The organism is Nonomuraea sp. CA-218870 (assembly GCF_050936535.1).
GTDB lineage: Bacteria > Actinomycetota > Actinomycetes > Streptosporangiales > Streptosporangiaceae > Nonomuraea > Nonomuraea corallina.
The window spans coordinates 1,587,218-1,606,399 of sequence record NZ_JBNJMN010000001.1 but is presented as its reverse complement, the minus strand read 5'-3'; the positions used below and the strand labels follow the sequence as shown (position 1 = coordinate 1,606,399).

Annotated in this window: 17 protein-coding genes; 7 read left to right on the top strand and 10 right to left on the bottom strand. The window is 72.3% G+C overall.

Going from position 1 to position 19,182, the window contains the following annotated elements:
* Positions 1–306: 306 nt before the first annotated feature.
* From ACQEUU_RS08100 to ACQEUU_RS08085, 4 genes are all read right to left on the bottom strand, one after another.
* On the bottom strand, positions 307–1,308 hold the full coding sequence (locus ACQEUU_RS08100) for a polysaccharide deacetylase family protein (RefSeq protein ID WP_433062355.1): 1,002 nt from the start codon (positions 1,306–1,308) through the stop codon (positions 307–309).
* A 157-nt stretch (positions 1,309–1,465) separates the two neighbouring features.
* The gene (locus tag ACQEUU_RS08095) at positions 1,466–2,680 is read right to left on the bottom strand and encodes an NADP-dependent isocitrate dehydrogenase (RefSeq protein ID WP_433062353.1); all 1,215 of its coding nucleotides are present in this window, start codon (positions 2,678–2,680) and stop codon (positions 1,466–1,468) included.
* Positions 2,681–2,731: 51 nt separating this feature from the next.
* Complete coding sequence (locus tag ACQEUU_RS08090) at positions 2,732–3,031, bottom strand: DUF3017 domain-containing protein (RefSeq protein ID WP_433062351.1); 300 nt, start codon at positions 3,029–3,031, stop codon at positions 2,732–2,734.
* A 2-nt stretch (positions 3,032–3,033) separates the two neighbouring features.
* The gene (locus ACQEUU_RS08085; RefSeq protein ID WP_433062348.1) at positions 3,034–4,155 is read right to left on the bottom strand and encodes a citrate/2-methylcitrate synthase; all 1,122 of its coding nucleotides are present in this window, start codon (positions 4,153–4,155) and stop codon (positions 3,034–3,036) included.
* Positions 4,156–4,336: 181 nt separating this feature from the next.
* Between ACQEUU_RS08085 and ACQEUU_RS08080 the strand changes: the two genes are divergently transcribed.
* Complete coding sequence (locus ACQEUU_RS08080) at positions 4,337–4,978, top strand: FHA domain-containing protein (RefSeq protein ID WP_433062345.1); 642 nt, start codon at positions 4,337–4,339, stop codon at positions 4,976–4,978.
* Here ACQEUU_RS08080 and ACQEUU_RS08075 read toward each other — a convergent pair.
* Entirely contained in the window at positions 4,952–6,082 is a 1,131-nt protein-coding gene (locus ACQEUU_RS08075) for an anhydro-N-acetylmuramic acid kinase (RefSeq protein WP_433062342.1), read from the bottom strand. The genes ACQEUU_RS08080 and ACQEUU_RS08075 overlap by 27 nt on opposite strands.
* A gap of 4 nt (positions 6,083–6,086) precedes the next feature.
* The gene (locus ACQEUU_RS08070; protein WP_433062340.1) at positions 6,087–7,616 is read right to left on the bottom strand and encodes a glycoside hydrolase family 10 protein; all 1,530 of its coding nucleotides are present in this window, start codon (positions 7,614–7,616) and stop codon (positions 6,087–6,089) included.
* Positions 7,617–7,704: 88 nt separating this feature from the next.
* On the opposite strand from ACQEUU_RS08070, the gene ACQEUU_RS08065 reads away from it, so the two are divergent.
* The gene (locus ACQEUU_RS08065) at positions 7,705–9,135 is read left to right on the top strand and encodes a glycoside hydrolase family 3 protein (RefSeq protein WP_433062337.1); all 1,431 of its coding nucleotides are present in this window, start codon (positions 7,705–7,707) and stop codon (positions 9,133–9,135) included.
* Positions 9,132–10,022 carry a MurR/RpiR family transcriptional regulator gene (locus ACQEUU_RS08060; protein ID WP_433062334.1) on the top strand — a complete coding sequence of 297 codons (891 nt, stop codon included), beginning with the start codon at positions 9,132–9,134 and terminating at the stop codon, positions 10,020–10,022. The genes ACQEUU_RS08065 and ACQEUU_RS08060 overlap by 4 nt, the downstream gene beginning before the upstream one ends.
* Positions 10,023–10,053: 31 nt before the next feature.
* On the opposite strand, the gene ACQEUU_RS08055 is transcribed toward ACQEUU_RS08060, so the two are convergent.
* Positions 10,054–10,656, bottom strand: a complete 603-nt coding sequence (locus tag ACQEUU_RS08055; protein ID WP_433062331.1) for a TetR/AcrR family transcriptional regulator — start codon at positions 10,654–10,656, stop codon at positions 10,054–10,056.
* Positions 10,657–10,728: 72 nt separating this feature from the next.
* On the opposite strand from ACQEUU_RS08055, the gene ACQEUU_RS08050 reads away from it, so the two are divergent.
* Positions 10,729–11,136: a RidA family protein gene (locus tag ACQEUU_RS08050; protein ID WP_433062328.1), complete on the top strand. Its 408-nt coding sequence runs from the start codon at positions 10,729–10,731 to the stop codon at positions 11,134–11,136.
* Positions 11,137–11,142: 6 nt separating this feature from the next.
* On the opposite strand, the gene ACQEUU_RS08045 is transcribed toward ACQEUU_RS08050, so the two are convergent.
* Both ACQEUU_RS08045 and ACQEUU_RS08040 read right to left on the bottom strand, forming a co-directional pair.
* Positions 11,143–11,931 (bottom strand): IclR family transcriptional regulator, encoded by a 789-nt coding sequence (locus tag ACQEUU_RS08045; RefSeq protein WP_433062325.1) that lies wholly within the window; start codon positions 11,929–11,931, stop codon positions 11,143–11,145.
* Positions 11,932–12,069: 138 nt separating this feature from the next.
* Positions 12,070–12,921 carry a bifunctional methylenetetrahydrofolate dehydrogenase/methenyltetrahydrofolate cyclohydrolase gene (locus tag ACQEUU_RS08040; protein WP_433062323.1) on the bottom strand — a complete coding sequence of 284 codons (852 nt, stop codon included), beginning with the start codon at positions 12,919–12,921 and terminating at the stop codon, positions 12,070–12,072.
* Positions 12,922–13,044: 123 nt separating this feature from the next.
* On the opposite strand from ACQEUU_RS08040, the gene ACQEUU_RS08035 reads away from it, so the two are divergent.
* Genes ACQEUU_RS08035 through ACQEUU_RS08025 form a run of 3 tightly spaced genes read left to right on the top strand, consistent with a single transcriptional unit; the run spans position 13,045 to position 18,979 of the window.
* Positions 13,045–17,208, top strand: a complete 4,164-nt coding sequence (locus tag ACQEUU_RS08035; protein WP_433062321.1) for an NEW3 domain-containing protein — start codon at positions 13,045–13,047, stop codon at positions 17,206–17,208.
* On the top strand, positions 17,205–17,987 hold the full coding sequence (locus ACQEUU_RS08030; RefSeq protein WP_433062319.1) for a DUF7158 domain-containing protein: 783 nt from the start codon (positions 17,205–17,207) through the stop codon (positions 17,985–17,987). The genes ACQEUU_RS08035 and ACQEUU_RS08030 overlap by 4 nt, the downstream gene beginning before the upstream one ends.
* Positions 17,987–18,979: an ROK family protein gene (locus ACQEUU_RS08025; protein WP_433062316.1), complete on the top strand. Its 993-nt coding sequence runs from the start codon at positions 17,987–17,989 to the stop codon at positions 18,977–18,979. The genes ACQEUU_RS08030 and ACQEUU_RS08025 overlap by 1 nt, the downstream gene beginning before the upstream one ends.
* Here the strand turns inward: ACQEUU_RS08025 and ACQEUU_RS08020 are convergent.
* Positions 18,958–19,140, bottom strand: a complete 183-nt coding sequence (locus ACQEUU_RS08020; protein ID WP_270156871.1) for a hypothetical protein — start codon at positions 19,138–19,140, stop codon at positions 18,958–18,960. The genes ACQEUU_RS08025 and ACQEUU_RS08020 overlap by 22 nt on opposite strands.
* Positions 19,141–19,182 lie beyond the last annotated feature (42 nt).

Here is a 19,182-nt window from a genome sequence, read left to right as displayed (position 1 = left end):
CCCTTCGACCCCACCCGCCCCGGTCGGCTCGTCGCCAGGCACCTGAGGACCGGCACGGTCACGAAACTGCCCGCCGAGGGCCTCGGGCCCGGCGCGGACCTGCTGCTCTCCCCCGACGGCCGGCACCTGCTCTTCCGGCGTGCTCAAGCGGAGCGCCCAGCGCTGGTCGACGTCGAGCGCGGCACCGTGCGCCGGCTGCCTGAGGGCGGGCGGGTCGCCGGCCGGACGGCCGGCGAGCCGCCGAGCTCGTCCGCTGGGAGGCCGAGAACGCCCGGCGGAGCTCTCGGTCCTGATCGGCTCCGCCCGCTAGTAGGCCAGCGCCTTCGCCTTGTACGAGGCGCGCAGGAACGGGTTCTTGAACTTCGGGTACGCGATCGTCGACGGGTCACCGTCCGAGGTGTAGCGCATGTCCGGGTTGGCCTTGAGCCAGTCGAGCCAGGCCGTCGAGCAGAACTGCGCGCAGTCGCCCTTCTTGTCCATCGCCCTGATGCGCGGGATGCCCAGCGGGTCGTACGACTTGCTGAACGGGGACGCCGACGGGGTGTACCCGGCCAGGAAGACGCCCTGGTGGTGGTACGCCTTGCCACGCGCCGCCCACTCCTTCTTGCGCGGCTGCACCCCGTACGGAAGAGCGATCGTCACCGGCTTGACCGCGGCCAGCTCGTTGATCTGCTTGCCGATCGAGCCGATCTGCTCCTCGACCTGCGCGTGCGTGCGGGTGCGCAGGTTGTGGTGGTCGCGGGTGTGGTTGCCCAGGTCGAAGCCGTTCGACTTGAGCCACAGCAGGGTCTGCGCCTGCTCCTCCCGCACGTGCTTGCCGAACATGTCGCGGGTGATGTAGAAGGTCCCGACCGGCCGGAAGCCGGAGTACCTGGCGGCCACCTCGCGCATGATGGCGACAGCGGTGTTCGCCTTGGGCGTGCCCATCTCGTCCAGCGTGAGCTGGGAGGGCGAGGAGTCGTCGAAGGTGAGCACCACCGGGTGCTTGCCGGCCGGGATGTCGATCTTCCCGGTGACGAACTCGGCCGCCGTGATCGGCACGTAGTCCTCTTTGGCCAGCCGTTCGAGCTCGGTGCGGAACTGCTTGGGCGTGCGGTCGTCGGTGGTCTGCGGCTTGTCGACGATGCGGTGGTACATGAGAACCGGGACCTGGCCCAGTTCGTTGGCCTTGACGGCGGCCGCCGCCTTCATCTTGGCGGCCGTGGACTGCTGCTGCTTGGCCGCGGAGTCGGCCTTGGCGTCCTTCGCCTGGGTGACCGGCTCGGAGCCGCACCCGGACACGATCACGGCGACCGCGACCACACCCACGCCACTGACGAAACGCAGTCGCATTCGAACCCCCCGAGATGCGCACGACTGTTATGGAGGGCTCTTACCCTGCTGATCAACACCGCCGCACCAAGAGATCGTCCAGGAAGCGGAAAGGGCCGCCCGGAGGCGGCCCTTGCGCGTGGGGAGACGGCGGTCAGGCCATCTTCTTCTTCAGGTTCTCGTCCAGCGCGGCGAGGAAGTCCTGGGTCGTCAGCCACTCGGCGTCGCCGCCGACCAGCAGCGCCAGGTCCTTGGTCATCTGGCCGCCCTCGACGGTCTCGACGCAGACCCGCTCCAGCGTGTCGGCGAACGCGGTGACCTCGGGGGTGTCGTCCAGCTTGCCGCGGTGGGCCAGGCCACGGGTCCACGCGAAGATCGAGGCGATCGGGTTGGTGGAGGTGGGCTTGCCCTGCTGGTGCTGGCGGTAGTGGCGGGTCACGGTGCCGTGCGCCGCCTCGGCCTCGACGGTGCGGCCGTCGGGGGTCATGAGCACGGACGTCATCAGGCCGAGCGAGCCGAAGCCCTGCGCCACGGTGTCGGACTGGACGTCGCCGTCGTAGTTCTTGCACGCCCAGACGTAGCCGCCCTCCCACTTGAGCGCGGCGGCCACCATGTCGTCGATCAGGCGGTGCTCGTAGGTGAGGCCGGCCTTGTCGAAGTCCTCCTTGAACTCGGCCTCGAACACCTCGGCGAAGATGTCCTTGAAGCGCCCGTCGTAGGCCTTCATGATCGTGTTCTTGGTCGACAGGTAGACCGGGTAGTTGCGGGACAGGCCGTAGCGCATGGACGCGCGGGCGAAGTCGCGGATCGACTCGTCCAGGTTGTACATGGCCATCGCGACGCCCGCGCCGGGGAAGTCGTACACGTCGAGCTCGATCGGCTCGGAGCCGTCCTTCGGGGTGAAGGTCAAGGTGAGCGTGCCCTCGCCCGGCACCTTCAGGTCGGTGGCGCGGTACTGGTCGCCGAAGGCGTGACGGCCCACCACGATCGGCTTGGTCCAGCCGGGTACGAGCCGCGGCACGTTGGACATGATGATCGGCTCACGGAAGATCACGCCGCCGAGGATGTTGCGGATCGTCCCGTTCGGGGACTTCCACATGTGCTTCAGCCCGAACTCCTCGACGCGCGCCTCGTCCGGGGTGATGGTGGCACACTTGACGCCCACGCCGTACTTCCTGATGGCGTTCGCGGCGTCGATGGTGACCTGGTCGTCGGTGGCGTCGCGGTGCTCGATGCCGAGGTCGTAGTACTTCAGGTCGATGTCGAGGTAGGGAAGGATCAGCTGGTCCTTGATGAACTGCCAGATGATCCGGGTCATCTCGTCGCCGTCAAGTTCGACGACGGGGCCCTCCACCTTGATCTTGGGCATGCGAACGGTTCCCCTTCATGAATGAATGCGTTGAGGCTATCGGACGCCTCGTCAGCGAGAGAAAAGGGACTCGATCAGGGCCTTCGCCGCCTGGTTGTAGAGCAGCAGCGAAGTCAGCACCAGCATGAACCCGCCCAGACCCAGGATGATCGCGTCCGCTCTCCGGCCGCGGACCGCGAGCGGCCCGCCGAATCCGGAGAAGCGCAGCGCGGCACCGACCATGATCACGCCGCCCAGGGCGAAGCCGCCCCAGCGCGGGTCCATCAGGAAGACCAATCCCACGGCGACGGCCGCACCCGCCAGAATCAGCGGGTACGGCCCCCAGCCCTCGCGTTCGACGTCGTCGCTCAAGCTCATCGCTCGTCGATCGGCTTCCACTTCTGGTCGGTCTCGCCGATGTACTCGCTGTCCGGACGGATCAGGCGGTTGTCGGCGTGCTGCTCGATCACGTGCGCCGTCCAGCCCGACATGCGGCTGATCGAGAACACGGGAGTGAACAGGTCTGTCGGGATGCCAAGGTAGTGGTAAACCGACGCCGCGTAGAAGTCGACGTTCGGATAGAGGCCCTTCTCCTCGAAGACGACCTCTTCCATCTCCTTGGACATCCGGTAATAGGTGTCGTCGCCGGCCGCCTCGGCCAGCTCCTGCGACATGCGGCGCAGATGGGTGGCGCGGGGGTCCTCGGTCTTGTAGACGCGGTGGCCGAAGCCCATGATCTTCTCGCCGGCGGCGAGCTTGTCACGGACCGCCTGGGCGACGCCGGTCGGCGCGATCGACTCCAGGGTCTTCATGACCTGCTCGTTCGCGCCGCCGTGCAGCGGGCCCTTGAGCGTGCCGATCGCCGCGACGATGGCCGAGTGCATGTCCGACAGGGTAGCGGCGCAGACGCGGGCGGCGAACGTGGAGGCGTTCATCGTGTGGTCGGCGTGCAGCACCAGGCAGGTGTCGAAGATCTCCACCTCGCGCTGCTCGGGGGCGCGCCCGGTGATCTGGAACAGGAAGTTCGCCGCGATGCTCAGTGAGGGGTCCGGGTCCGGGGCGGTCGCGCCAGAGCGGGCGGCGTGGTAGCGGGCCACCAGCAGGGGTTGCTGGGCGGTCATGCGGGCAGCCTTGCGCAGGTTCGCGTCAGAGCTGTTGGAGTCCTTGTCGGTGTCGTCGGCGCCGGACAGCGACACGTAGCTGCGCAGCGCCTCCATCGGTTTCTGCCTCTCGGCGATCTCGGAGATGTTCGCCGAGACGAGCGCGCCGAGCTCGCGGCCGCGCACCAGTTCGTCGCCGTACTCCTGGAGATCGGCGCGAGTGGGGAGCTTGCCTCGTTGCAGCAGGTACGCGGTCTCCTCGAAGGTCGCGCGGCCGGCCAGGTCGTGGATGTCGTATCCCCGGTAGAACAGCCGACCGGCTTTTCCGTCGATGTCGCTGAGCGCTGTGGTCGCGGCGACGACGTCAGCCAGGCCTTTGGTGGGCTTGTCCGCCATGAGTGTTTCCTCCGCTTATCTTCCGACGAAGTCTACCCGTGAGCTGGCAAAACCGTCCGCAGAGGTCCAGACCAATTTCACGAGCGATTCTGCTTTCGGCAAAGGAGATTCCGCATCCCCGCGTTTGGGTAAGCCGGAGCTGTAGTAAGAGTTACGGCGGGCTACCTGGGGAGGAACTGCCGTGGAGGGGCCGTTCATACGCATCGAGGACACTGGCGAGGTGATCCCGTTGCGCCCCGAGATCACGACGGTGGGAAGAGGCCGCGGTGTCGACATCCGGCTCACCGATCCCAGCGTCTCTCGGCTCCATGCCGAGTTCGTCAGGCGAGGGCCTTACCTGTACGTCGTTGACCTGGGCCTGTCCCGCAACGGCACACGGGTGAACGGCAGGCCGATCGCCCGGAGGGTGCTCGACGACGGCGACGTCGTCTCCTTCGGGGCCGCGCGGGCCCGGGTGGGAGGAGTCCCCCGTGAGGACTTCGCCCCCGAAGTGGAGCTGCGCAGGGCCGCGGCGCCCGAGCTGACCAGGCGCGAGGTCGACGTGCTGACCTCGCTCTGCCGGCCGGCGCTGTCCGACGAGGCGTTCGTCGCTCCGGCCACCGCGCGGGAGATCGCCGACGACCTGGTCGTGACGGAGGCCGCGGTCAAGCAGCACCTGCTGCGGCTCTACCAGAAGTTCAGGATCCCCGAGGGCACCAACCGCCGCACCCGGCTGGCCAACGAGGTCGTCGCGCTCGGCCTGGTGCGTCCGACCCCTGTGGTCCCCCCGCAGCGGTCGGGGACCGCCTCCGAGCCGTCAACGGCCGGCCGCAGGGCTTCCTGACAGACGGATCGCGACCGGGGCTTCGGCGAGGGGTTCCGGCAGCGCCAACGGACCGGAGCCCGGCGTGATCGTGCCCAGCACCCGAGCGCCCGACGCGCCCGTGCACCTGGGCACGGTGGCCGGCAGACCGTGTGCGGTGAGCCAGCCGAAGAGCGAGAAGGCGATCGCCTCCTTGCCGTCGGCCGGCACTCCGAGTTCGTCGCTGGTCACGAACGCGGCCGGCGCCGCCCGCGCGCGCAGCATGCCCATCAGCGTGGGGTTGCGCGCGCCGCCGCCTGACACGATGACGGTGTCGAGCCGGTGGCGGCGGATCTCGGCCGCGACGGTCTCGGCGGTGAGCGCCGTCAGCGTCGCCACCAGATCCGGCAGGGGCAGCTCCGCCCGCACGTAGTCGGGGGTGAACAGTTCCTTGCCGGTGGATTTCGGCGGATCCAGCCGGTAGTAAGGGTCGGCCAGAAGCCGGTCCAGCAGCCCGGCGTCGACCGTGCCCGCCGCCGCCAGCGCGCCGTCCTCGTCGTACGGCGGCGCGGCGGCGTCGATCAGGGCGCAGCCGGGCCCGGTGTCGTAGGCCAGGGCGGGCTCGCGCACGGTCAGGTTGGCGATGCCCCCCAGGTTGAGCGCGCCGGCGCGGCCCCGCCCGGCGGGCAGCCCGGCCATGAGCAGCAGGTCGAGATAGGACACCAGGGGCGCCCCCTGGCCGCCGGCGGCCACGTCGCGCGCCCGTACGTCCGACACCACCGGCGCCCCGGTGCGCTCGGCGATCCAGGCCGGCTGGCCGAGTTGCAGCGTGCCGCGCACCCGGCCGTCCTCCACCCAGTGGAACAGGGTCTGGCCGTGCGAGCAGATCAGCTCGCACGGCGGCGCCTCGGCGGCGGCGCCGGCGAACGCCTGGCCGATCAGCGTGTCCAGGGCGCACACCTCACCCAGGTCCACCCGGTTCGGCGGCAGCGCGGCCAGGATGCGGGCTCTCAGCCCCGGCGCGTACGGCCGCTCGCCGACGTGCGCGATCGCGCCGGTGAGCACGCCGCCGTCGAGCGTCCAGTCCACGACGGCGCTGTCGATGCCGTCGTGGGACGTGCCGGAGATCAGGCCGAGAACCCGCATGCGCTCAGATCACCCGGAAGCCGTTGCTGGGCTTGCTGGTCCGGTTGACCCGGTCGACCGCCACCACGTAGTAGTGGTCGCCGCGCTTGCCCTCGGGGTCGTGCCAGCGCACCTGCCGGTCGCCGGGGACGACCGCGACCAGATGGCGGGCGTCCTCGAACGCCGAGTCACGCGCCGGCTGGGGGAAGCGGAAGATCGCGTACTGGAACGGCTCGTCCCTGCCGGTCGCCACCGCCCGTACCTCCACCCCGCCCTGCTTGCGCAGCGCGTAGGCGAGCACGGGACGCGACGGCGCCTTCCCGTCCGCCAGGCGCGGCAGCACCGGCGCGAGCGCGGGCCGGACGTAGTGGTCGTTGACAGCCGTGCTCACCGAGGCGATCCGGTCCTGGCGCAGGTCGTTGGCGTTGTACCAGATGTCGCCGCTGATCTGGGGGTGGTCGCGGTTGAGCGTGAGGTGGTCGGACAGCTCCTTCGGGTCCTGCCACTCGGGCGCCTGCGCCGGGTCGCCCGCCTTGTACGCGGCCTGCCCGATCCACAGCAGCGTGCCGGTGCCGTCGGCCACGTCCGACCACCACGGCACGAGCTTGGAGTAGTCGGCCGGCGGCTGCCCGATGTACCAGTAGAGCTGCGGCGCGATGTAGTCGAGCCAGCCCTTCTTCACCCAGCCCCGGGTGTCGGCGTGCAGGTTGTCGTACGACTGGCCGCCGTTGGTCTCGGAGCCGAGCGGGTCGGTGCCCTTGTTGCGCCAGATGCCCGACGGGCTGATGCCCCAGGCGACGTCCGGCTTGATCTCCCGGACCCGCTGCTGCATCTCCGAGACCATCAGGTCGACGTTGTGGCGGCGCCAGGTGGCCAGGTCGGGGAAGCCCGCGCCGTACTGGGCGAACTCCTCGGCGTCGTCGAAGGCCGTGCTGTTGACCGGGTAGAAGTAGTCGTCGAAGTGCAGGCCGTCGATGTCGTACCGCTTGAGCGCGTCGAGCATCGCGTCCTGGCAGAACGTCCGCACTTCCGGGATGCCGGGGTTGTAGTAGAGCTTGCCGCCGTACGGGACGATCCAGTCGGGGTTCCTGCGGCCGGGGTGGTCGGGGTGCAGCTGGTTCGGGTCCGCCTGCATCGACACCCGGTACGGGTTGAACCAGGCGTGGAAGGCCAGGCCGCGCTTGTGGGTCTCCTCGACGGCGAACCCGAGCGGGTCGTAGCCGGGGTCCTGCCCCTGCACGCCGGTGATCCAGTGGGACCACGGCTCGTACGACGACGGCCAGAACGCGTCGGCGGTCGGCCTGATCTGCACGAACACCGAGTTGAGCTTGCGCTGTTCGGCCAGGTCGAGCCAGGCCAGGTACTCGGCCTTCTGCTGCTCGACGGTGAGCCCCTGCTTGGAGGGCCAGTTGATGTTCACCACGGACGCGATCCACATGCCACGCATCTGGCGCAGCGGGGGAACGTACTCGGTCGAGGCGAAGGCGGGCAGGGGGATGGTCGTCGCGGCTGCGGCGAGGGCGAGGCCCTTCAGGAGAGTCCTTCGGCTGGGCATGGGGGGTGGCCTCCCGGAAGCGGTTGTGTCGAGGGCGACGATGACAGAAAATTACCTTCAGATCAACAACCGTGAAGGAAAATGCCGCATGACCGTAGACCTGTCCAGGCTGGCCATGACCGTGCTCCAGCCGGGTTACGCGGGAGCCTCGCTCCCCGACTGGATGCGCGGGGCGCTCGACCAGGGGTTGGGCGGCATCGTGCTGTTCGCGCGCAACCACCCGCTCGACCTCGCCGCCCGGCGGATCCGCGAGCGGCGCCCGGACGCGATCGTCGCCGTCGACGAGGAAGGCGGCACCATCACCCGCTTCGAGGTGGCGGCCGGCAGCTCGGTGCCCGGCAACCGGGCACTCGGCGTGGTCGACGACGTCAAGCTGACCGAACGCGTCGGCCGCCAGCTCGGCCGCATGCTCGCCCGCGCCGGCGTCACGCTGAACTACGCGCCCACCGCCGACGTCAACGCCAACCCGGCCAACCCCGTCATCGGCGTCCGCTCCTTCGGCCCCGACCCCGCCCTGGTCGCCCGCCACACCGCCGGCTACGTGGCCGGCGTCCAGGGCGCCGGCGTCGCCGCCTGCGCCAAGCACTTCCCCGGCCACGGCGACACCACCACCGACTCCCACCTGGCGCTGCCGGCCGTGCGCGCCTCCCGCGACCTGCTCGCCGAGCGCGACCTGCCGCCGTTCCGCGCCGCGATCGAGGCCGGGGTGCGAGCCGTCATGTGCGGACACCTGCTCGTGCCCGCCCTCGACCCGGACCTGCCCGCGACGCTCAGCCGCGCCGTGCTCACCGACCTCCTGCGCGGCGAGCTCGGCTTCGACGGCATGCTCGTCACCGACGCCATCGAGATGCGGGCGGTGGCCGCCCTGTTCGACCCCGGCGAGATCGCCGTCCGCGCCCTCGCCGCAGGCGCCGACGCCGTCTGCGCGGGACTCGTCACCGAGGACGGCCTGTACGCGATGCGCGACGCCCTCGTCCGGGCCGTGCGCGATGGCAGGCTCCCGGAGGAGCGCCTCGCCGAGGCCGCCGCCCGCGTCCGCGCCGTCTCCACCTGGCACGCCGGCCAGGCCGCACTGCGCGACCGGGCCCTCGCCGAACCGGACGACCCCGCCGGCCTCGAAGCCGCGCGGGCCGCGCTCACCGTGACCGGCGCCGGCAAGCTCACCGGCCCGCCGCTCGTGGTCGAGGTCAACACCCGCCACAGCCAGGCCGTCGACCAGGACAACCCGAGCGGCGTCACCGCCGCCCTGTCCGCCGTGCTGCCCGGCACCCGCCGCGTGCCGCTCGAACCCGGCGGCGCACTGCCGCCCCTCGGCACCGGCCCCGCCGTCCTCGTCGTGCACGACGCCGCCCGCCACTCCTGGGTCCGCGAGCGCCTCGCCCAGGCCGTACGGGAGCGCCCCGACGTGATCGTCATCGACACCGGCATCCCGGCCGAGCCCACCGGCGCCGCGCATCTGGCCACCCACGGCGTCTCCCGCGTCTCCGCCCAGGCCGCGGCCGAATGGCTGGTCTCGTGAACGGCGACCCACCCGAGCCCGCCAGCCCCGCCAGCCCCGCCAGCCCTGTCGCCGCGGTGCGCGCCGTTCTGCCGTCGCTCACCCCGGCCGCCCAGGCCATCGCCCGCATCATCCTCGACGACCCCGGCCTCGTCGTGCGCAGCACGATCACCGAGTTCAGCACGGTGTCGGGCACCAGCGAGGCGACGGTCGTCCGTACCGCCAGAGCCCTCGGCTTCACCGGCTACTCGCAGCTGCGCTTCGCGCTGGCCGCCGCCGTCGCCAAGGAGCCCGAGCGGCTCGTCCCCGGCGACCTCGCCCCGGACGACCCGCTCACCGACGTGATCGCCAAGGTCGCCCGCGCCGAGTCGGAAGCCCTCGCCGACACCGCCGCCCAGCTCGACCCCGAACGGCTCGACGAGGTCGTCACCGCCATCGTGGCCGCCCGCCGCGTCGACGTCTACGGCGTCGCCGCCTCCGGCCTGGTGGCCACCGACATGTCGCAGAAGCTGCTCAGGATCGGCCTGTCGAGCCACCCGTTCAGCGACGCGCACCTGGCGCTGACCAGCGCCGCGCTGCTGCGGCCCGGCGACGTGGCGGTGGCGATCAGTTGCAGCGGCGAGACCCCGGACGTCCTCGTCCCGGCCCGGACCGCCGCCGACACGGGGGCGCTGCTGATCGCCATCACCAACAACCCCCGCTCGTCCCTGGCCGAACTCGCGCACCACACGCTGGTGTCGGCAGGCCGGGAGACGGCGTTCCGCCCCGGCGCGCTGGCCAGCCGGATCAGCCAGCTGCTGATCGTGGACTGCATCTTCGTGGGGCTGGCGCAGCGGACCTACGACAAGGCGGACGCGGCCATCCGCGCCACCCGCCAGGCCACCGACCGCTACCGTCAACGCACGTGACCGTCGTCACCGGGTCCCGCGAACCGCGCTGTCACGGGTGCCAGCCGCCCTCGACTGATCGGCGGCACTGATCGGGATCGTCGCCGGCGCTGGTGAACAGGGCGGTGAGCAGCGGCACACCGTGGGCGAGCGCCTGGCGTGGCAGCGGCCCGGCGACCAGTGAGGCCAGTCCGTGGCCGACGGTCCAGCTCTGCGTGGCCAGCTCCAGCGAGTCGACGTCCTCACGGAAGCGCCCGGCGGCCTTGGCCCGGTCGACGCCGCTGACCAGGCAGTGCAGCGTCCGGTCAGCGGCCCCGAGGTCCTCCAGGTCGGCCGCGGCGTCGAACATGACCCGGTAGAGATCCGGGTTGTCCAGCGCGTTGGACAGGTAGGCGGCGCCCAGCGCGGCCAGATCACGCACCGGGTCCTCGGACAGTGTGACCGCGGCGAGCCTGGCCGCCAGGCGGGTGAAGCCCTCCTGCCGCGTGGCCCGCCACAGCCCGTCCATGCTCCCGAAGTACGTGTAGACGGCCATCGTCGAGACACCGGTGCCGTCCACCAGCGAGCGCAGCGTCACCGGCTGCCGGGTGGCGAGCATGTGCGCGGCCCGGTCGATCAGCAGGGAGCGGACCGCCGGGTCCTTCGTCCTGACCATGGCACCACAATACATAGCTTTGCTATGTTTTGAGGGGCACCGATCACGTGCCCTTGACGCGGAGGAGTGGACATGGCCGTAACACTGGTCAACCCCGACGGGCTGCCCAAGCCCGAGGTCTACCGTCAGCTGTCGATCGCCACAGGGTCGAAGCTGGTGTTCATGGCGGGCCAGGTGGCTCGCGACGCCGAAGGGCGGAGGGTCGGCGAGGGGGACCTGGCGGCCCAGGTCGAACAGGCGTACCTCAACATCGGCACCGCCCTGGCCGAGATCGGCGGGAGCTTCGACGACGTGGCGAAGCTGACCGTCTACGTCGTCGACTGGACTCCCGACAAGATGCCGCTGCTGGGAGAGGGTGTCGCCCGGGCTGCCGCGAAGCTGGGCGTCGACCCGGTCAAGCCGATCACGCTGCTGGGGGTGGCGGCGCTGGGGGAACCGGATCTGCTCGTCGAGGTCGAGGCGACCGCCGTCCTCGACTGAGCCAGCTCATACGTTGCTTTTCGTCGGCGGGTGAGCGGTGGTGAGCGAGGACAGGTCGCCTTCGATCTTGGCGGTCGTGGCCAGCAACGGCGGGAGGAGTGTGCGTCTGGCCTGCTGGGGGGTGGTGCGGCTGGCGTGGGTGGAGACGTTGACGGCCGCGACTACCGCCCCGGAACGGTCCCGAACGGGGGCGGCGATCGAGCGGAGGCCCTCTTCCATCTCCTGGTCGACCATGGCCCAGCCCTGCTCGCGGATGCCGTCCAGCTCGTCGCGCAGCGCCGACGGGACGGTGATGGTGCGGGAGGTCAGGCGGCGCAGGTCTGCGTGCTCCAGGTAGACGTCGAGGTCCGCCGGGGGGAGGCCGGCGAGCAGGACACGGCCCATGGAGGTGCAGTAGGCGGGGAAACGGGTGCCTATGCTGATCGACACGCGCATGATCCGGGCGGTGGCGACGCGGGCCACGTACACGACGTCCTCGCCGTCCAGCACCGCGACGGAGGCGGACTCGTGCACCTCGGCGGCCAGGCGTTCCAGGTGGGGGGCGGCGACCTCGGGCAGTGACAGGCTGGACAGGTAGGCGTAGCCCAGTTCGAGGACACGCGGGGTGAGGGCGAACAGCCGCCCGTCGTTGCGCACGTAGCCGAGGTCGGCGAGGGTGAGCAGGAAACGGCGGGCGGCGGCGCGGGTGAGGCCCGTCTTACGAGCCACCTCGCTCAGCGTCAGCTCGGGGGCCGTGGCGCTGAAGGCGCGGATCACGGCCAGGCCGCGGGCCAGCGACTGCACGTGTTCGACCATGGGGTTCCCTTGACACCGGCGGGCAGAGGCGCGGCTCTCCCCGGAATGTTCGGCCAGTGCATAAGTGTACGTATGCCGAACACGCCTCGCGGTGGCGAGCTAGCGTCCGCTGCCCGAACCCGGACCTCGTACGAGCCCCTAGGCGTGCAGCCGCTCGGCCGCCTCCACCACGTTGGCCAGCAGGAGGGCGCGGGTCATCGGGCCGACGCCGCCGGGGTTGGGGGTGAGGAAGCCCGCCACCTCGGCCACGTCCGCCGCCACATCGCCGGCGATCTTGCCGTCGACGCGGGAGACGCCGACGTCGAGCACGGCGGCGCCCGGCTTGACCATGTCCTTGGTGATCAGGCCCGGCACGCCGGCCGCCGCCACCACGATGTCGGCCCGGCGCACGTGGCCGGCCAGGTCCTGGGTGCCGGTGTGGCAGAGGGTCACGGTGGCGTTCTCGCTGCGCCGGGTCAGCAGGAGGCCGAGCGAGCGGCCCACGGTGATGCCCCGCCCGACCACGGCCACCTCGGCGCCCTTGATCGGGACCCCGTACTCCTGGAGGAGCAGCACGATGCCGTGCGGGGTGCAGGGCAGCGGGCCGTCGACCATGTGGACCAGGCGGCCGAGGTTGACCGGGTGGAGGCCGTCGGCGTCCTTGGCCGGGTCCATCCGCTCCAGCAGGGCCATGGTGTCGAGGTGCTTCGGCAGCGGGAGCTGGACGATGTAGCCGGTGCACGCGGGCGAGGCGTTGAGCTCGTCGATGGCGGCCTCGACGTCGGCCTGGGTCGCGGTCGCCGGGAGGTCGACGCGGATGGAGGCGATGCCCACCTCGGCGCAGTCGCGGTGCTTGCCTGCGACGTAGATCTGGCTGCCGGGGTCGTCGCCGACGAGGACCGTGCCGAGCCCGGGGGTGACGCCGCGCTCCTTGAGTGCGGCCACGCGGGTCGTCAGGTCTGCTTTGATCTTCGCCGCGGTGGCCTTGCCGTCGAGTGTCACTGCGCTCATGCGTCCAATCCTTCCATGCCGCTCCCCCGCGCCTTTCCGTGGCCTTTTCCTGGTCATGACATCGTTGTCATCGCCCCCGCGAAGGCATAGTGTGGCCGTCGCTTCCGGGTGTTAGGGGTTGATTTGTCTGTTCGCCTGCTGTCCGCCGAACCGACCGACCTGTTCGTGGGGTCCCCTTACCGTCCCCGTCAGGTGCTGAAGGTCACCGTCACGCGCGGCCCGCGCGAGGCGGTGCTGGAGGTGCGCGGCGACGGCCTTTCCGGCCACGCGACCGTGCCCGCGGGGGACGGCCCGGTCACGCTGGAGGTGCCGCTCGACGCCGAGGCGCCACCGGGCGCGGTGGTGCCGTGCGTCGTCGCCCTGGAGGGCGAGACGCTGGACGTGACCGTGACGGCCGAGTCGCCCGGGTGGACCGTGTTCATGGTCTCCCACTTCCACTACGACCCGGTCTGGTGGAACACGCAGGCCGCGTACACCAGCCCGTGGGAGCTGCTGTCGGCCGACGCGACCACCAGGCCGCTCTGGGAACGCAACGCGTTCGCCCTGGTCGAGGCGCACATCGAGCTGGCGCTGCGGGACCCGGACTACCGGTTCGTGCTGGCCGAGGTGGACTATCTGAAGCCGTTCCTCGACACCCACCCCGAGCGCCGCGCCGACCTGCGCGCCCTGCTCGCCGAGGGCCGGGCCGAACTGGTCGGCGGCACGTACAACGAGCCCAACACGAACCTGACCGGGGCCGAGACCACCATCAGGAACCTCGTCTACGGCATCGGCTACCAGCGCGACATCCTCGGCGGCGACCCGCGCACCGCCTGGCAGCTCGACGCCTTCGGGCACGACCCGCAGTTCCCCGGCTACCTGGCGGCGGCCGGGCTGACCGGCAGCGCCTGGGCGCGCGGGCCGTTCCACCAGTGGGGGCCGATCAGCAAGAACTTCAGGGTGGCCAGGGACGACGCCGCCCTGATGCAGTTCCCCAGCGAGTTCGAGTGGATCGCGCCGTCGGGGCTGGGGGTGCTGACGCACTACATGCCGGCGCACTACTCGGCCGGCTGGTGGATGGACTCCGCGCCGACGGCCGTGGACGCCATGGCAGCGGTGTACGAGCTGTACAGGTCGCTCAAGCCCGTCGCGGCCACCCGGAACATCCTGCTGCCCGTCGGCACCGACTACACCCCGCCGAACAAGTGGGTGACCGAGATCCACCGGGAGTGGAACGCGCGGTACGTGTGGCCGCGGTTCGTGTGCGGGACACCGCGGGACTTCCTCGACGCCGTCCGTACGGAGATGTCGGTCTTCAGCCCGCAATCACGGGACATGAATCCGATCTATACCGGCAAGGACGTCTCGTACATCGACACCAAGCAGGCCCAGCGGGCCGCCGAGGTCGCGGCGCTCGACGCCGAGCGGCTCTCCACGCTCGCCGCGCTGCTCGGACTCGGCCGCTACCCACACACCGCGCTGGACAAGGTGTGGCGGCAGCTCGCCTACGGCGCCCACCACGACGCGATCACCGGTTCCGAGTCCGACCAGGTCTACATCGACCTGCTGACCGGCTGGCGCGAGGCGTACGACCTGGCGGCGGACGCCCGCGACCGGGCGCTGGACGCGCTGATGAGCCAGGTGTCGGTGGACGGGCGCAGCGTGGTGGTGACGAACACGCTGCCGTTCGCCCGCGACGGCCTCGTGCGCGTGCGGCTCGGCCCCGGCCTGCGGGTGACGGACCCGGCGGGCGCGGAGATCCCCGCGGTGGCCGAGAACGGCACGCTGGCGTTCCTGGCCCGCGACGTGCCCGCGACTGGCTGGCGCGCCTACCGGATCGTCGAGGGCGCGGCCGAGCCGTGGCGGCCCCTTCCCGGCACGGCCGCCGAGAACGAGCGGTGGCGGGTCGTCGCCGACCCCGCCAGGGGCGGCGCGCTGACCTCCGTCATCGACCTGGCCGACGGCCGCGAGCTGCTCACCGGCCTGGGCAACGAGCTGCGCCTGTACGAGGAGTACCCGCAGCATCCGGACATGGGCGAAGGACCGTGGCACCTCATGCCCACCGGCCCCGCCCTCGGGTCCGGCGACGCCCCGGCGACCTCCGCGCGCGCCGAGACCTCCCCCGTGGGGCAGCGCGTCGTCGTCACCGGGCGCTGCGGCGAGATCGCGTACGAACAGACCATCACGCTCCTGACCGGTTCGGACCGGGTGGACTTCAGCACCCGCGTGCTCTCCCACAGCGGCGCCGACCGTCTGCTCCGGGTCCGGTTCCCGGCGCGCGTCGAGGGCGCGCTGCCCGTGTCGGACGTGGCGGGGGCGGTGGTGGGGCGCGGGTTCGCGCTGCCGGACGCGGACTCCGCCGAGCACCCGTGGACGCTCGACAACCCGGCCGCCACCTGGTTCGGCCTGTCGTCCACCGCCCGGGTCGACCTGGGTGAGGCGGGGGCGCGGGCGATCGGCGTGGCCGAGATCGTGGTGCCGGGGCCGTCGGACGCGCCGCGCGCCCGCGCGCTCGTCGCGGCGCTGGCCCGCGTGGGGGTCACCGCCACCACGTCCACCGCCTCCGGCACCCGGTACGGGTGGCTGGACGTGGACTCGAACCTGCCCGACGTGCGCATCGTCCTCGGCGGGCCCGACGTCAACCCGGTCGCCGCCGAACTGCTGTCCCGCTGTGACCCGGCCTTCCTGGAGGCGGTCGAGGCGGGGGCGCCGCGCGTGTGGGTGCCCGCCGAGCGCCCGCTCACCGAGGTGTGGCGGCCCAGCGCCGACCTACGCGACCTGCGCTCACTCCCCGCCCTCGTCGTCGCGGGGCCGGACGCCGGGTCGCTCGATGAGTTGGTCGGCGGGCTGGTGGCGGATCTGGCGGACGCTGTCGTCACGGCGGTCTGCCCGGCCGGGGCCGAGCGGCTGGACGACCGGACGGTGGCGTTGCTCACGTACGGGCTGCCGGGCTTCGCGGTGGACCCGTCGGGGGCGTTGCACCTGTCGTTGATGCGGTCCTGCACGGGCTGGCCCTCCGGCGTCTGGCTCGACCCGCCGCGCCGCACCGGGCCCGACGGGTCGGCGTTCCAGCTCCAGCACTGGACGCACGAGTTCTCGTACGCGCTCACCGGCGGGCCGGGCGACTGGCGGGCGCACCGGCTGCCGGCCGCCGGGCAGGAGTTCAACACCCCGCCGCTCCCCCGCGTGGTGGACCCGGCGGGCGGGTCGCTACCGCAGGCGCACTCGCTGCTGCGCGTCGAGCCGGCCCGTGAGGTGCTGCTGGGCACGCTCAAGGCCGCCGGCAACCCGCACGCCCACGGCCGCGCCCGCCACGCCGACTCGGCCGTCACCCTGCGCCTGGTCGAGGCCACCGGCCTCGGCGCCACGGCCGCCGTCCACTCCCCTCTGCTCCCCGCCACCCTGACCCCCGCCGACCTCCTCGAACGCCCCCTCGCCGCACCGGCCGCGGGCGGGGTGCGGCTCGGCGGGGCCGAGGTGGGCACCTTCCTGGTTCCGGCCCGGCCCATGGAGAGCGGGGCCGAGCTGGGAGCCGTGCGAGAGGCCGCGCAGCCGGTCTACGCGCGCTACTGGCTGCACAACAAGGGTCCTGCCCCGCTCGGCTACCTGCCGGTGTCCGTCGCCGTGACCCCCGGGCTGGTCACCCCTGACGGGCCGTTCGAGGTGGAGGTCGTCGTGGCGTCGCACCTCACCGACACGGCGCACGAAGGCGTCGTGGAGGTGCGGGCGCCCGACGGGTGGGCGGCGCTGCCGTCACGGCGGCCGTTCCGCGTCGAGCCGGGCGGCCACGTGCGGTTCCCCGTCACCGTCACCCCCGCTCCCGGCCGGGGTCTGTACTTCGTCGCCGTCCGGACGGGCGTCGGCGGGCAGGTGATCGAGGACGTCGCCACGGTGGCGCTCGGCGAGGCCCCCGAACTGCCCGTGCCCGGCCCGGCGCCCGCCACCGGCGACGCCATCCGGGGCACGACCGCCGCCGAGGCCCGCCCCACGGGCCTGTCGGTGACCACCCTCGCGGACGCGCTCACCCTGCGCCCCGGCGACCGCGCCGCGCTCACCGTACGGCTCGCGAACGGCACCAACGGCGAGATCCGAGGCGAGGCCCAGCTGGCCGCCCCCTGGGGCACGTGGGAGCTGCTCCCCTCGGTGATCCAGGGCTTCTCGGTGCCCGCCGGACGGACGCTTGACGTGACGTTCCCTGTGGAGGTGCCGCCGGACGCGCCGGACGGGCGCTTCTGGGCGCTGCCCAAGGTCATGTGGTTCGGCCGCTGCCAGTACGCCGCCACCGTCGGCCTGGAGGTGACCCGGTGACGCGCGCGGAGGAGGTCATCGGGTTCGTCGGCGGCGGGCCCGTGGGGCGGCCGGAACTCGACCGCCGGATCGCCATGCTGCGGGAGGGCCCGCTGCGCTCGGCGCTGCCCGTGCCCGGCAGCGCCGAGGACCGGCAGCTGGCCCGCTGGCTGACCCAGGTGATCCTGACCGAAAGGCTCTGCGAGGCCGAGGCCGCCCGCCTCGGGCTGGGCCCGGTGGACGACGCCCCGCTCGACCGGCTCGCCGCCGTGGAGCTCGGGTCCATCAACGCCGCCGCCTACCACGGCAGCCCGTGGGTGCGCGCGGTGTACCGGCACGTGGCCGCGACCGCCGTGGCGCCGTCGGCCTGGCGTCCCTCTCCCGTACGGGCCTCTCCCGTACGAGATTCTCCCGTACGACCGGGTGGGGAGACCCGTCACCTGGTGCGGCACCGCCTGTTCGGCGACGGGGAGACCGCCGGGCGGGCGGGGCCTGACGACCTCGAACCGCTGGGCGCGGTGACACTGGAGTCGCTCCCCCGTGCCCTGGCCGACGCCCTGCGCCAGGGGCCGCCGGGAACGCTCGTCGGCCCCGTACGGGACGCCCTGGGCTGGCACGTCGCCATCGCCGAGCCCGCGGAGGCCGAGCCGCCCGCGCGCGGGGACGCCCGGCCCGAGGCGGCGCGGCGGCTGGCGTTCGCGCGGTGGATCGACGAGCGGCGGGCCGCGATGGTGCGGCTCGTGCCCGGACTGGAGCATCCTGGCGATCCTCGCCAGCCCGACAACCACCACAAGCATTGATGAATCACATACTTGCCATCGACATCGGCGGGACCAAGCTCGCCGCCGCGCTCGTGGACGCGAGCGGGTCCGTCCTGCGCTCCGCCACCCGGCCGACACCCCGGCAGCAGGTCATGGCCGCGTTGGGCGGCCTGATCGAGGAGGTGACCGGAGGCGGGCCGGAGCCGGTGGCGGCCGGGATCGGGTGCGCGGGGCCGCTGGACCTGGCCGCCGGCACCGTGAGCCCGGTGAACATGCCGAGCTGGCGCGGCTTCCCGCTCCGGGACGAGGTGCGCGAGCTGACCGGGCTGCCCACCGTGCTCGCCGGGGACGCGCAGTGCATGGCGCTGGGCGAGCACTGGGTCGGCGCGGGTCAGCACAGCCGGGCGCTGCTCGGCATCGTGGTGTCGACCGGGATCGGCGGCGGACTCGTGATCGACGGCACGCCGGTGCTCGGCCCCACCGGGAACGCCGGGCACGTCGGCCACATGAGCGTGGACCCGTACGGGGAGCGCTGCGAGTGCGGCGGTCGCGGCTGCGTCGAGCGGTATGCCAGCGGACCGAACCTGGCGCGCTGGGCCCTGGAGAACGGCTGGACCCCCGGCCTGGCCTCATCGAACCGCAGGCGACCGGACGGGCCCTCTCCGGACGGGGGCGCGCCCTCTCCCGATGGAGTGACCCCGGCCGGGCCGGCCGCGGATGCGCGGACGCTGGCGCGGGACGCCGCGGCCGGTGACCCGGTGGCGGTGGCCGCGTTCGAGCGGGGCGCGAGGGCGCTGGCCGGGATGATCGCCTCCATGGCGGCCGCCGTCGAGGTGACGACGGCGGTCATCGGCGGGGGCGTCTCCCAGGCGGGGCCGGTGCTGTTCGGGCCGCTCGAGGCGGCGCTGGACGACATCGGCGGGCTGGGGTTCGTCAGGGCCGTCGAGGTGCGGCCGACCACGCTGGGGGTGCGGGCGGGTCTCGCCGGGGCGGCCAGGCTGGCCTGGGACTACTCGCGGTCGGCGAGCTGAGCCTCGCGTCGCTCGATGATCCTCCGCGTGAACGGGATGAGCTCCATGGCCCGGCCGCCGAGGTAGGCGCCGATGAAGGCCAGCGCGATGAGCAGGAAGGGGCTGGTGGCGAATCCATTCACGGCCAGGAGGGCGTGCAGGGATGCGTCGAGCAGCGTCATGGAGCACTCCATGGGGGAATGGGACACGCGACGCGCATCAGA